We start from the raw sequence: 12,488 nt of genomic DNA on the forward strand, positions 1-12,488 counted from the left end.
ACTCACTTCCTTTAGTGCCAATTTTAGCAGTTCGTTTGACACTAGGCTAAGAGTGAGTTTTTTTCTCATTGTGATTCTCTTTTTTTATGATTTTATGTTGTATTTTACCCCCCCCATTATAAGAAAATGCTTAATACATCATTTCTCTTATTCCCATGTTCTGCGCGGGAACGCATACAGAGTAATATTCAAGGATTATGGGGCAGAAAACCAAAATTATTGTAAATTTATTTCCTTTTAATAAGGAAATGATACAATACACTACACAAAAAAATGGATAATTTATGGAAATTTTACTTGAAGAGTTTTACAAAACCGACCTACAACTTGAAAAGTATCACCAAAGAAAAGTCTATATTGATGATAAATCCTACCAGATAAACGGCATCACGCAGAGCGGCAAGACAAAACTGATAAAAAACTATCTGCTCTCTTTAAAAAAAAGCTCCTATCTCTACATCAACTGTGTAGATATACGCATAGAATTAGAGCCTTTTAATGCGGCACTTGCTGATTTTTGCAATGCCAACAAAATCGATGTTCTTGCATATGACAACTATCGGGAGGGTTTTATATTTCCAAATGTCACACAGTTGCTAGTTGCTTCCCAAAAACACTATAACATTCCTTTTTTAAAAACACTACAACTCTATCCACTTGATTATGAGGAGTTTTTAGCCTATGAGCATAAATATGACTCTTCTGCACTCAAGCACTTTGTCCAGCTTGGCGGATTTGCTGCCATGCATACTATCAGTGCTGATGAGCGCATATATTTCTTACAAAATATACTGCAAAACAGCTTGGACTCCGTTGAGTTTGACATTATGCGTCTGTGTGCAAAGTTTCTCTCACAAAAGCTCTCTGCTTTTACCATTTATGAGCGTCTCAAACAGAGTCGTAAAATCTCCAAAGACAAACTCTACAAATCTTTTGAAGCCCTGCGTGAGAAAAACTATATTCATTTATTAGAAAAGTTTGCTCACGCAAAAGCCACAAAAAAAGTCTATCTCTGCGATACATCGCTTAAAGCTGCCCTCTCAGTAGAGAAAAATTTCGGTCGCCTTTTTGAAAATATGATATTTTTAGAGCTTTTTAAAGCTTCCAAAAAAGTTTATTATGAAGAGGGGGTTGATTTTTATCTGCCAGATAATGATGAGATTATCCTCTCCAAACCTTTTGCGGATGAGCGGCGTCTGTTTAAAAAACTGGAGAGTATTGAGGCCTTTATCTTTAGCTATGGTGTGCGAAAAATCACAGTTGTCACTATGAATAAAGAAGGAAACATTGCGCATCCTCTCTCTCAAGTTGATATAATACCTTTTGATATTTGGGCTTTGGGAGATTAAAATGGACAAGCTGTGTGGCATAGATGAAGCGGGTCGTGGACCGCTTGCTGGTGATCTGGTAATGGCGGGATGTATCTTGCGTGAGACTGTGACAGGGCTCAATGATTCCAAAAAACTCACAGAGAAAAAAAGAGAAGCACTCTATAAAGAGATAATCAAATGCTCTACTTATCATATAGTTAAATTTTCTGCCGCTGCAATTGACGCCAATGGTATATCTCACTGTCTGCGTGAGGGGCTGAGGGAGATTATGCAAAATCTTGAAGCCCAGAGTTATCTCTTTGACGGAAACTCAAACTTTGGGGTGCAAGGTTTGGAGACTATGATAAAGGCCGATGGAAAAGTTGCAGAGGTAAGTGCTGCTTCCATTTTGGCAAAAGTAACCCATGACAGAGATATTTTAGAACTTGCAAAAGAGTATCCCGAGTATCAATTAGAAAAACATAAAGGGTATGGAACAAAACTCCATATTGAAATGATTAAAAAATATGGTTACTCACCAATTCACAGAAAATCTTACAAAGTAAAAGCACTTGAACCTACTCTTTTTTAATTTTTTACATTATAATATGTGAAATTTAACCTAAAAGGCTCTCAATGGAAGAAAAAGATTATGAAAATGCAATGATAGAAGCATTTGTAAACAAGTCCGAAAAAACATTGTGGTATCAGAATGCTTTTTCAAAGTTCAATATCAATGGTATTGATTCAATGAAATGGGTATGGAGCTGGTGGGCCTTCTTTGGAGGTTGGGCATTTTTGCTCTACAGAAAACAGTACATTCCTGCACTTGTACTTTTCATCATCTCTCTTTTAGCTGGAATTATTCCTTTTGGTGGTCTTCTTATTGCAGTTTTAGCCGGTGGTTTTTCTACATACTTTATCTATAAAGGCTATAAACATAAAAAAGCAGAGGTTGAAGCAAATATTGATGATATTGACAAACGAATTGAGACAATGCGTGCAGTTGGTGGCTACAATCAATGGGTAGTATGGGTATATGTTATCTTTGTTGCGTTGATGTTTTTTTACATCTTTAGTATGGTTATGGCCTCAATGGCTTCCATGAACTAATACTTTCTCTACATATGCATTGTTGCATATGTATTGCCTCATAAATATACAATAACTTTTTACAAATAGTGCTATAATATTCATAACTTTGACAGAGGAGACAGCCTTGAAACAGATAGCCGTCTTTAGTGATTCTTCGATTGATACTGAATATGATATTGTTACATTTAAAAGCTGGGAAGAATTTTCTAACAATAAAACTACTATTGCAGGGTTCTATATTAGTGCTTCATGTAGTGATATAGCAGATGAGTTAATAAAAGAAATTCGTTCCTCTGAATTTTGGTACTATCTTGTATATACAGAAGATCTTATACAAAACAGACTTTTTGATGGTGAAAAATCCCTCAAAGATGCGTTTAAAAGCTTTAAGTTTTCACAAGAGTTACTCTCTAAATTAAAACTTAATATAAAAGCATTAAAAAGAGAAGAAAAACTTCTTCTTTATCTTTATCTGCGGGAAGATTATGAACTGATCCCCGAATTTCATCCAAAAACAAAAAAACTCTACAAATATCCTATTTTAGAGTTCATTTCTCAAACGTCTAATGATTCTTGGGTCTATGAGCTTACAGCAAAAAGTCTACTTACATTTTCTAAAATTGTAGACAGAGTGCGCTTATGTAACCAATGCCAAAGTGCACATCTCTATTTTATCGATTTATGTCCGCAGTGTAAGAGTATCAATATAAAAGAGTCAAAAATTCTACACTGTTTTTCATGCGGTTATGTGGATGAAGAGAAGCAATTTCAAAAAGATGCAGGTCTGGTCTGTCCAAAATGTCTCACGCAGCTTAAGCTTATAGGCGTTGACTATGACCTCCCTGCTTCTGAGTACAAATGTTATGACTGCAGCTATATATTTAAAGAGCCTTATGTTGTTGCACGATGTATGGACTGTTCTGCTGAGAATGAACCTGACAAGTTAAATATAGAGGAGTTTCATAAACTCAAGCTTTCACTGCAGGGGCAGGAGTATCTTCTGTTGGACCAAAAGAATGTCATCTTCTCAATGTTTGCAGAGAGTCTCAAACATATTAAGATAGATGAGTTCAAACTCTTCCTCAACTGGATGACTTCTGTTTTTAAACGAGATAGCACTTTTCATTTTCTAGTAGTTCTTTTAGAGTTTGATAATATGCATAAATTTATCAACTACTACGGTTTTACAAAAACAAATGAGATTATGGAGGAGCTCTCACGCAGAATCTTAGAACTTCTGCGTGAGACAGACATGCTCTCAATGGATGATGAACACAGACTCTGGATACTGTTGCCGACGACATCGAAAAAAGGAATAGAAGAGAGACTTTTAAATATTCTGCATGAGCTGAAGATAGAAAACGGACCGCAACTCTCTGTAAAATTAAAAACATTCTATACCATTAAAAATCCACTCAAAGAGAAAAGTAATGCAAAAACCATAATGAATGATTTATTACAAAGTGAGGAAAATAAATAGCAAATGATAAATGCACTACTTGAAACACTTTTTGACATTTTACAGTCACACTCGACATTTGCAGATTTTTTGTTGCTCTTTACTCCTTTTATACTGCTACTGGAACTACCACTACTCTTTATGGTTATTTTAGGCATGTTTATCTGGGCAAAAAAAGAGCAAAAAAGAGTAGCTTTTCCAAAAAATATGCCAAAAGTCACTTGTACTCTTCTATGCTATTCTGAGGGTGAAAATATCATTGAGCCTATCTACTCCTTAGCTCATCAACTCTATCCAGGTGAAATAGAGATACTTGTCGTTATTGATGGCGCACTTGCAAATAAAAAGACTCATAATGTCGCTCTTCATTTAAAAAATGAGATTAATGCCTTGCAAAACCGTGAACTTAAAGTCATTCCAAAGTATAAAAGAGGCGGACGAGTTTCATCGATGAATCTTGGTATGCAATTAGCCAGTGGGGAAATCTTTATGGCTCTTGATGGTGATACGACTTTTGATAATGACATGGTCATTAAAGCTGTACAAAACTTTGATAATCCTGATGTAGTTGCAGTAGCTGGAAACTTACGCGTTAAAAATGCAAAAGAATCTTTGGCAACACGCTTGCAAGCCATTGAATATATGCTCTCTATCACAGCAGGAAGAACAGGGCTGTCTTCTTTTAATATGGTTAACAATATCTCCGGTGCTTTTGGTATCTTTCGTATTGAAATTTTAAAACTGCTTATGGGATGGGATAGTGGTACTGCTGAAGATTTTGATATAACAATGCGACTCAAAGAGCACTTTGCTATGTATCCAAACTGGCGTATAGTTTTTGACCCGCATGTCATAGGGCATACAGAGGTCCCCAGTACGCTTCTTGGATTTTTTCAACAGAGAATTCGCTGGGAAGGAGATCTTTTTTATATACTTATTCGAAAATATATAAACAATATCCGACCGAGTCTTCTTGGTGGGCTTAACTATCTCTTCACCCTTGTTGGTGTCTATTTCTTCCAAATCATCATGCCCTTTGTCATTACACTTTATACAATTCTGATGCTGATATTTGTACCATTTAATTATCTTCTAGGATTGAGCATTATTGTCTATGCTTTTTACTTTATGATGCTTCTGATTTTTTATATACTTTATATCTTTTTAATCAGTGAACGTCCTAAAGAGGATTTAGAGTACGTATTATATCTTCCTCTTTTTCCTATCTTTACCTATACAGCGAGAATAAATGCCGCACTGGCACTGCTTCACTCTATAATCAACAAATCACATCTTGATTCAAATATGGCACCATGGTGGGTACTCAAAAAAGGAAACTACTAAATATGCTGCAAAAAACAATCCTTCTTTTTCTCTTTACACTTTCTCTTTGGAGTTCAGAGTTTAAGCTTGACTGGTATAGCTGGGAAGGATTTTGCAACTACAAAAAAGCGCAAACATCTTTTTTTAGCAAACTCACTCCAACAAAAAGAATCTTCCTCTCTTTTAGTGCTCAGGAGATCTTGCAACTCAAAAATAACGCATATGAGAGAGCACTCTTAAAAGACTTTTTTCATGATGCAAAACAAAATGACATTCAAATTGAACTGCTTCTTGGTGACGAGAGCTATATCTATCCTCAAAATCACGAAAAACTCCTTGCACTCATAGATTTTTTTCAAAACTTTCCTTTCAAAGGAGTTCAGCTTGATATTGAACCCTCAGCTCTTCCAAAAGAGCAGCATCCACTTTGGAGAGATGAGATCATAAATCTTGTTCATAAAGTCAAGCAACATACTCCTTTAGCTCTTGGTCTCTCTATAAATCATAAAATAGCGAGCCATTCTCTATTACAAGAACTCCATACCGCAGGTCTTAATGAAGCGGTCATTATGTACTACAGTATCAACCAAAAAAAGGTAGTTCAAAAGCTCAAAAATCTCTTAGAAAACAATCAAAAGCTTCACTTCTCTCTTGCACTCTCCATAGAACCTTTAAGCGTTCTCTATCAAGATGAAACGTACGCACTTTATGGGAAAAAAAAATCTTTACAAAAATGGTATACAATAGCAAATGAGCTCTCATCTTATAATAATTTTGTAGCTGTTGTGATACAATCTCTTAAAGCATTTAATAAGGCAAAAAAATGAATGTACAATTTAATAAACCGCCATCTTCGGATGATGAAGTTCGAGGTCTAAAAGTAAACTATGCACCGGCACGAAGACCCTTTGCAAAATGGCGTTTTCGTCTAGTACTTCTTCTCTTTCTTTTTCCTTTTGTCACTTATGTTGCTTATCTCATCTATCATTATATCGTCATTATCGAACCTGGATTTGTTCTGTTAAAAGAGTTGAAGATAAAAACCCCTGCTGATGGTCAAGTTGTTACGCTCAAAGAGACAGGTGAAGTTGTCACAAAAGGCGATACGCTAGCAATCCTAAAAAATGATTTTCTTGAAGCAAAATACAACAATTACCTCAAAAAACTAGAGTTCAACCAAAAGAACATCATGGAAACCATCAACAACAATCGTACAGCTTTAAGAATTGCCAAAAATGCATATAACTATAGAAATGAAGATTATAAACGTATCAAAAAACTTAAAGAAAAAGGGAATGTCACACAGCTGGATGTCTCCAATGCGCTCATTCAACTAGAGAGTGCTAGACTTGCTTACACAAATGCAAAAGAGAGTCTTGAAAATAGTAAACTTGCCCTTAAAGATGTTCTGAATGACAAACTCGAACTTTATGAGATAAAAGAGAAGCTCAAATCATTGACTATTATTGCTCCGGAGAATGGAACGATTACTTCAAATGTGGCAAGAGAAGGTGAACTCGTACAGCAATATGATGAACTCTTGGTGATTGATCTGCATGCCAATCCAACAATGGAAGTCTTTTTAAATCCTAAAAATGCACAGTATGCAGAGGTTGGGAAAAAAGTAAACGTTATTTTTCCAAATAAACAAAAAATCAATGCTACTGTTTCAAAAATTCAAATGCGAGCTATCAAAACACCGCTCTCACTTAACAATATATTTCACAAAACACCCTACTCAATCGTCTTAGAGCTTAAACTTGAAAAACCTCTACCGAAGCGTTTTATGATAAACTATTTGCCAATAAAAGTACGTTTCAATCTCTTTGATAACCATTAGGATTCATAGACTGCCATCTCCATGAATCCTCACACATCTCACCCAAACTCTTCTTGGCACTCCACCCAAGCATCTCTTTTGCATAGCTTGTGTCTGCATAACATTTTGTAATATCTCCTGCACGTCTTGATACTATCTTGTAGAGTATCTTTTTACCTGAAGCCTGTTCATAAGCATCAACCATCTCTAAAACAGAATATCCTTTCCCCGTTCCAAGGTTTACTGTAAGTACATTCTCTAGAGTATCAATTTTTTGGAGTGCTTTTACATGTCCTTTTGCCAAATCGACAACATGAATGTAATCTCTCACACCTGTGCCATCTTTGGTCTCATAATCGTTCCCAAAAATACGTAACTCTTTTTGTTTACCAACTGCAATCTGGGCAATGTATGGCATCAGATTGTTTGGTAGACCATTTGGATCTTCTCCAATCAGTCCGGATTCATGTGCACCTACAACATTAAAATAACGTAACAATACAATCTTCCATTTATTATCAGAGACAAAAAGATCACGCAACATCTCTTCTGTAAAAAGTTTACTGCGTCCATAAGGATTTGTAGCACTCAGAGGAAAATTTTCTTTTATAGGTGTTGTATGCGGGTCACCATAAACAATGGCAGAGGAGCTAAAGACTATTTTTGTACACTCATTTTTCTGCATCACTTCACACAAAGACATTGTTCCATAGACATTATTGTCATAATATTCTAATGGTTTCTCAACAGACTCACCAACAGCCTTTAGTCCTGCGAAGTGAATGACAGAGTCGATATCGTACGATTTAAAAACAGACTCTAAAGCCTCTTTATCCCGAATATCACCCTCTACAAATATTATACTTTTGCCAATAATCTTCTCAACCCTCTTTAATGCCTCACGTGAGGAGTTGGAGAAGTTATCATAAACAAGAAAGTCATATCCCGCTTTCGCTAATTCTATACAGGTGTGCGTTCCAATGTAGCCTGCACCACCAGTAACAAGTACCATCTCTTATCCTGCAGCGTTCATAGCTAACTGTGCCATTTTTTGCACATACGCTTCAACAGACTCACCTGCATTTAAAACTTTTTGCAGTTCATTGATAAAGTACTCTTTTGTTCTCTCATCTGCAATATTAAAGGTATAGAGTACCCATTCTGCATTAAGGGCTATCTTTTCACCATTTTTTTCTACTTCAAATGTTCGATAAAGATTGATATCGGTAGATGAAAGCAGTTCTAAAACCTTTTGATAAAAGTCATTGACCTCATAGCTAATGAGTGTAGAGAGCTCTTCTTTTGGGATTTTAACCTCCATATCATCAAAATCAAATCTCCCAAGTATCAAAGCATCTCCTAAAACAAGCTGCTCACCTATGAAATAGGCTCTTTTCTTTTGGCTTAAAGCATTTGCATCTGTATAGATGACATGTTCGTTTATTGACTCTAACTCATCGATAAGGATTGAGCTAAAAAAAGTATAGACCGTATTTGCTTTCATCTCGATATCTATCTCAGATATCTCTTGTGTTTGTGGGTTTAGTGCAAGTGCTTTCATTAAAATTCATCCAGTAGTATTACAGAGACATAGGTACCTGCTTCTAAAAATTTATCATCTTCACCGGCAATCATCAGTGCCGAATTATGTAGCATATTTGTAAGAATCGCTGAGCTTCCTACTTTTTTGCCTTCAAAGTTCACAAAGTACTCACCATCTTCTATAACAACATTACAGGCAGTAAATTCTGTAAATCTACTACGCTTCTTAAACTCTTCCTGGAGTTTTGCCGCTACCATTTTATATGGTTTTTCTTTGCCAAGCATCTTTGCAATGAGTGGTAAGGCATACAGAATTGCAGTCACTGTTGAAGAGTAAGCAAAACCAGGAAGTGCCAAGATAAACTTGTGTCCACGCTGTGCAACTAAGATATGACGACCCGGCTTAATCCCGACACCTTTATAAACCACTTCAGCACCAAGACGAGGGATAATATCTTTGACAAAATCATAGTCCCCGACACTCACACCTCCGGTACTGACAAGGATATCTGCAGACTCAAGCGCATTTTCAAAAGTCTTCATTATGGCATCTCTATCATCAGGAGCCGTTCCAAGCTGAATCACCTCTGCACCAGCTGACTCAAACAGTGCTGCTAGTGTGTAGTTGTTTGAGCTTCGAATTTGAGCCGGATTGTCAGAGTTTTCTCCAAGATCAAGTATCTCACTTCCTGTTGCAATAACTGCTACACGAGGACGAAGTGCTACTTTTACCATCACACAGTTCAGCCCTGCCATTACACCGATTTCGGCAAAACCGATCTTCGTTCCTTTTTCAATAAGAATCTCACCAGCTCTATAACCCTCGCCTACAGGACGAACAGCATTCCTGCGCTCTACCATCTCATTGATAGTAATCTTGCCATCGGAAAATGTAACATTCTCTATCTGGATAAGTGTGTCACTCCCTTCTGGCATCATTGAACCGGTAAAGGTCTTAATAGACTCACCTTCACCTAAAACTCGGCGCTCATCATGTCCTGCAGGGTTATCTCCAAGGACAACAAGTTCACCTTTTTGTAAGTCTTCATGTTTTACAGCATAACCATCCATCGATGCCGTAGGAAACTGCGGGTCATTATAAACGGCTACAATATCCTCTGCCAAAACACGTCCAAGTGCACTGCTCAGTGGTACTCTCTCATAGCGATGGTTATTAACCTGCAGAAGGTCCAGCATATTCTGGCTTGTCTCGTAAGAGATAAAATCTGCTCCTGTTATACTCATTGGTTTGCTCCTAGAATTCCACTGCCTTTTATCGCAGTTGAGCGGTCTTTTGCATAAACACGTTGTCCATCTATGAGGTCATACTTCCAAATCGGTGCACTTGCTTTAAAATCTTCTACAAATTCATCTATAAATTCTAAAGCGACACGACGCTTTGGTGAAAATACTGCTGCAATATAAGAAGACTCATGCAGCATAACATCTCCACGTGAATGAGCCATTTTAATGATTGCGCCTCTTTCTTGTGCCTTTTTCTGCCATGCCTCATACCAAGACTCTAAAATCGGCTCATAAATATCAAAACTAAGCCCGTCAATACCGTCTTCACTGCGAACAGTCCCTACAAATGGAATGTAAGCACCATAGTTGCTTTGTGCTTCTGCGTCATACCACTCTTTTAAAATTTTTGGCACATCCAAAGCACCATCATAAAGGCTTAGCATCCATTAACCTCCGCAAACAGGTGGCAGAAGTGAGATCTTGTCTCCATCTTGCAGTACTACATCCAAAGAAGAAACCATTGTATCATTTACGGCAACTGCAGAGTTTTGCAGCCACTCAGAGAGCTCTTTATCTTTTTGTAAAATCTCTGCTAACTCATTTAAGTTTGTTATCTCAAGTTCCAGTGCATCTTTTTGTATCGGTCCTAAAAATTCTACTCTTACCATCTTTACTACCTTGTAAAATATTGTTCAAATTATATCTAAGATAAGTTAAGTGCGCTATAATTTCGCATGATTTTTGGAAAAATAGAATACCTCAACCTCCTCCCATTTCATGTTTTTATGAAACGCTTTGCCAAAAACTCTCAAGCAAAAGCCATCATGAATTATAAAAAGAATGTACCTGCCAAAATCAATCAAGAATTTATCAACAATCGTGTTGATGCCGCTTTTATATCAAGTATCGCAGCACAACAATACAAGTACATTAATCTTGGAATCATTGCAAAAAAAGAGGTACGCAGTGTTTTGGTTATTCCCTCACGCAGAGATAAAAATGATATAGAGTCCGCCTCTTCAAATATTTTGGCAAAAATACTAGCGCAAAATGGAGAGATACTCATCGGAGACAAGGCTCTGCGTTACTCTCTGAAAAACAGTGACTATGTAGATTTGGCAGAGCTCTGGAGCAAAAAACACCAACTCCCTTTTGTTTTTGCACTTTTATGCTATCACAAAGATAAAAAAGTCTATAAAAAAATCGAGAGAGAGTTTTTAAAAAAGAAGCAAAAGATTCCTGCCTATCTTTTAGAAAAAGCAGCAAAAAAAACGGCAGTAGACTCAAAAGAGATTTTAGACTATCTTGAGCTTATTTCCTACAAACTTGATAACAAAGCAAAACTTGGACTCAAAAAGTTTTATAAAGAGGCCAAAAAGCTCTAGATTTTTCCATCTAAATGCTCAGCTAAACGCTGTAGTTTCACTCTGTAAGCATCTATATCAAAATCTTTCTCGCGTGCTACACCATCTTCTATGGCAGCCTCTGCAACAGCTGATGCAACATATACAAGTACACGTCTGTCAAACGGTGAAGGGATGATATAGTCCGGACCAAACTCCATAACATCTCTATTGTGTGCAGCTTTTACATGATCCGGTACTTCTTCTTTTGCTAAACGTGCAAGTGCACGAGCAGCAGCGAGTTTCATATGTTGTGTGATTTTTGTAGCTCTTACATCAAGTGCACCACGAAAAATCTGAGGGAAACCAAGAACATTATTTACCTGATTTGCATAATCACTACGTCCAGTACCGATGATAATATCCGGGCGTGCTTTTTTGGCTACATCCGGTTTTATCTCAGGATTTGGATTGGCGCAGGCAAAGATAATAGGGTGCTCATCGCTCATTGACTGTACCATCTCAGGAGTTATCAAGTCAGGGCCGGAGAGTCCAAGGACCATATCGGCACCATTCATCGCATCTTCTAAAGTTCTATCTTCTGTTTTAAGTGCAAAGCGTTTTTTGTATTTATTGAGATCTTCCCTTCCATCATGAATAACACCTTTGGAATCAAGCATAATTATGTTTTTTACACCAAGCTCTCTGTACATATTACCACAAGCGATTCCGGCAGCACCCGCACCAATGATAACAACTTTAAGATCAGCAACATTTTTACCGCTCATCTCTAGAACGTTCATAAGTCCAGCTGTTGTAATCACAGCTGTTCCATGTTGATCATCATGAAAAACAGGGACATTACAAATCTCTTTAAGACGGCTCTCTACCTCAAAACACCTTGGTGCTGAAATATCTTCTAAGTTAATACCGCCAAAACTATCCGCTATCGCAGATACAATTGTAATAATCTCCTCTGTATCTTTTGTATTGAGCTCAATATCTACTGCATCTACATTGGCAAATGCTTTGAACAAAACACCTTTACCTTCCATAACAGGCTTACTTGCCATATGACCGATATCACCTAATCCCAAAACTGCTGTACCATCGCTAATGACAGCGACAAGGTTACCTTTATCTGTATATTCATATACCTTTTTCGGGTCCTTTTGAATTTCCAGACACGGATAGGCAACACCTGGAGAGTAAGCCATTGAAAGCTCCTCTTGGGTATGGCATGGTTTTGTTAAAAGTGTCGCTATTTTCCCATTTCCATCAAACTCATCTTTTGCTCTATGATAATTTAGAGAAGCCTCTTTAAATGATAAATTTTTTGACATAACAAATCC

14 protein-coding genes are annotated in these 12,488 nt (G+C 37.1%); 8 read left to right on the top strand and 6 right to left on the bottom strand.

The genetic code is table 11. The annotated features are described in order from the left end of the window. The first annotated feature begins 284 nt into the window (after positions 1 to 284). The 7 genes from ES948_RS08455 (at position 285) to ES948_RS08485 (ending at position 7,027) form a co-directional block, all read left to right on the top strand. Positions 285 to 1,349, top strand: coding sequence for a DUF4143 domain-containing protein (locus ES948_RS08455; protein WP_152184516.1), 1,065 nt, complete (start codon positions 285 to 287; stop codon positions 1,347 to 1,349). 1 nt (position 1,350) lies between these two features. Beyond that, a complete protein-coding gene (locus ES948_RS08460; protein ID WP_152184517.1) occupies positions 1,351 to 1,902 on the top strand; it encodes a ribonuclease HII in 552 nt (183 codons plus the stop codon). A gap of 44 nt (positions 1,903 to 1,946) precedes the next feature. Beyond that, a complete protein-coding gene (locus ES948_RS08465) occupies positions 1,947 to 2,423 on the top strand; it encodes a DUF2628 domain-containing protein (RefSeq protein ID WP_152184518.1) in 477 nt (158 codons plus the stop codon). A gap of 106 nt (positions 2,424 to 2,529) precedes the next feature. Further along, positions 2,530 to 3,885, top strand: a complete 1,356-nt coding sequence (locus ES948_RS08470; protein ID WP_152184519.1) for a TackOD1 domain-containing metal-binding protein — start codon at positions 2,530 to 2,532, stop codon at positions 3,883 to 3,885. 3 nt (positions 3,886 to 3,888) lie between these two features. Beyond that, positions 3,889 to 5,208: a glycosyltransferase family 2 protein gene (locus ES948_RS08475; RefSeq protein ID WP_152184520.1), complete on the top strand. Its 1,320-nt coding sequence runs from the start codon at positions 3,889 to 3,891 to the stop codon at positions 5,206 to 5,208. Between the two features lie 2 nt (positions 5,209 to 5,210). Next, positions 5,211 to 6,014 carry a hypothetical protein gene (locus tag ES948_RS08480; protein WP_152184521.1) on the top strand — a complete coding sequence of 268 codons (804 nt, stop codon included), beginning with the start codon at positions 5,211 to 5,213 and terminating at the stop codon, positions 6,012 to 6,014. Further along, positions 6,011 to 7,027 (top strand): HlyD family secretion protein, encoded by a 1,017-nt coding sequence (locus ES948_RS08485; RefSeq protein WP_152184522.1) that lies wholly within the window; start codon positions 6,011 to 6,013, stop codon positions 7,025 to 7,027. The genes ES948_RS08480 and ES948_RS08485 overlap by 4 nt, the downstream gene beginning before the upstream one ends. On the opposite strand, the gene galE is transcribed toward ES948_RS08485, so the two are convergent. The 5 genes from galE to ES948_RS08510 are packed head-to-tail and all read right to left on the bottom strand — an operon-like array spanning position 7,005 to position 10,461. After that, complete coding sequence (galE, locus tag ES948_RS08490) at positions 7,005 to 8,018, bottom strand: UDP-glucose 4-epimerase GalE (protein WP_152184523.1); 1,014 nt, start codon at positions 8,016 to 8,018, stop codon at positions 7,005 to 7,007. The two genes, ES948_RS08485 and galE, sit on opposite strands and share 23 nt — an antisense overlap. Before the next feature lie 3 nt (positions 8,019 to 8,021). Further along, on the bottom strand, positions 8,022 to 8,567 hold the full coding sequence (locus tag ES948_RS08495; RefSeq protein ID WP_152184524.1) for a hypothetical protein: 546 nt from the start codon (positions 8,565 to 8,567) through the stop codon (positions 8,022 to 8,024). Then, positions 8,567 to 9,793 (bottom strand): molybdopterin molybdotransferase MoeA, encoded by a 1,227-nt coding sequence (locus ES948_RS08500; RefSeq protein WP_152184525.1) that lies wholly within the window; start codon positions 9,791 to 9,793, stop codon positions 8,567 to 8,569. Before ES948_RS08500 ends, ES948_RS08495 begins: the two co-directional genes overlap by 1 nt. Next, a complete protein-coding gene (locus tag ES948_RS08505) occupies positions 9,790 to 10,236 on the bottom strand; it encodes a molybdopterin synthase catalytic subunit (RefSeq protein WP_152184526.1) in 447 nt (148 codons plus the stop codon). The genes ES948_RS08500 and ES948_RS08505 overlap by 4 nt, the downstream gene beginning before the upstream one ends. 3 nt (positions 10,237 to 10,239) lie before the next feature. Continuing rightward, positions 10,240 to 10,461 (bottom strand): MoaD/ThiS family protein, encoded by a 222-nt coding sequence (locus tag ES948_RS08510; protein ID WP_152184527.1) that lies wholly within the window; start codon positions 10,459 to 10,461, stop codon positions 10,240 to 10,242. A 66-nt stretch (positions 10,462 to 10,527) separates the two neighbouring features. On the opposite strand from ES948_RS08510, the gene ES948_RS08515 reads away from it, so the two are divergent. Next, the gene (locus tag ES948_RS08515; protein WP_152184528.1) at positions 10,528 to 11,178 is read left to right on the top strand and encodes an MqnA/MqnD/SBP family protein; all 651 of its coding nucleotides are present in this window, start codon (positions 10,528 to 10,530) and stop codon (positions 11,176 to 11,178) included. On the opposite strand, the gene ES948_RS08520 is transcribed toward ES948_RS08515, so the two are convergent. Further along, positions 11,175 to 12,479 carry a malic enzyme-like NAD(P)-binding protein gene (locus ES948_RS08520; RefSeq protein WP_152184529.1) on the bottom strand — a complete coding sequence of 435 codons (1,305 nt, stop codon included), beginning with the start codon at positions 12,477 to 12,479 and terminating at the stop codon, positions 11,175 to 11,177. The two genes, ES948_RS08515 and ES948_RS08520, sit on opposite strands and share 4 nt — an antisense overlap. Positions 12,480 to 12,488: the final 9 nt, after the last annotated feature.

The sequence above is a fragment of the Sulfurimonas indica genome, assembly GCF_009192995.1.
Lineage (GTDB): Bacteria > Campylobacterota > Campylobacteria > Campylobacterales > Sulfurimonadaceae > Sulfurimonas > Sulfurimonas indica.

Coding starts and splice junctions, on each gene's coding strand:
- ES948_RS08480 (WP_152184521.1), top strand. CDS start 5,211: ATGCTGCAAAAAACAATCCTTCTTTTTCTCTTTACACTTTCTCTTTGG.
- ES948_RS08510 (WP_152184527.1), bottom strand. CDS start 10,461: ATGGTAAGAGTAGAATTTTTAGGACCGATACAAAAAGATGCACTGGAA.
- ES948_RS08485 (WP_152184522.1), top strand. CDS start 6,011: ATGAATGTACAATTTAATAAACCGCCATCTTCGGATGATGAAGTTCGA.
- ES948_RS08475 (WP_152184520.1), top strand. CDS start 3,889: ATGATAAATGCACTACTTGAAACACTTTTTGACATTTTACAGTCACAC.
- ES948_RS08465 (WP_152184518.1), top strand. CDS start 1,947: ATGGAAGAAAAAGATTATGAAAATGCAATGATAGAAGCATTTGTAAAC.
- ES948_RS08520 (WP_152184529.1), bottom strand. CDS start 12,479: ATGTCAAAAAATTTATCATTTAAAGAGGCTTCTCTAAATTATCATAGA.
- ES948_RS08500 (WP_152184525.1), bottom strand. CDS start 9,793: ATGAGTATAACAGGAGCAGATTTTATCTCTTACGAGACAAGCCAGAAT.
- ES948_RS08495 (WP_152184524.1), bottom strand. CDS start 8,567: ATGAAAGCACTTGCACTAAACCCACAAACACAAGAGATATCTGAGATA.
- galE (WP_152184523.1), bottom strand. CDS start 8,018: ATGGTACTTGTTACTGGTGGTGCAGGCTACATTGGAACGCACACCTGT.
- ES948_RS08455 (WP_152184516.1), top strand. CDS start 285: ATGGAAATTTTACTTGAAGAGTTTTACAAAACCGACCTACAACTTGAA.
- ES948_RS08460 (WP_152184517.1), top strand. CDS start 1,351: ATGGACAAGCTGTGTGGCATAGATGAAGCGGGTCGTGGACCGCTTGCT.
- ES948_RS08505 (WP_152184526.1), bottom strand. CDS start 10,236: ATGCTAAGCCTTTATGATGGTGCTTTGGATGTGCCAAAAATTTTAAAA.
- ES948_RS08515 (WP_152184528.1), top strand. CDS start 10,528: ATGATTTTTGGAAAAATAGAATACCTCAACCTCCTCCCATTTCATGTT.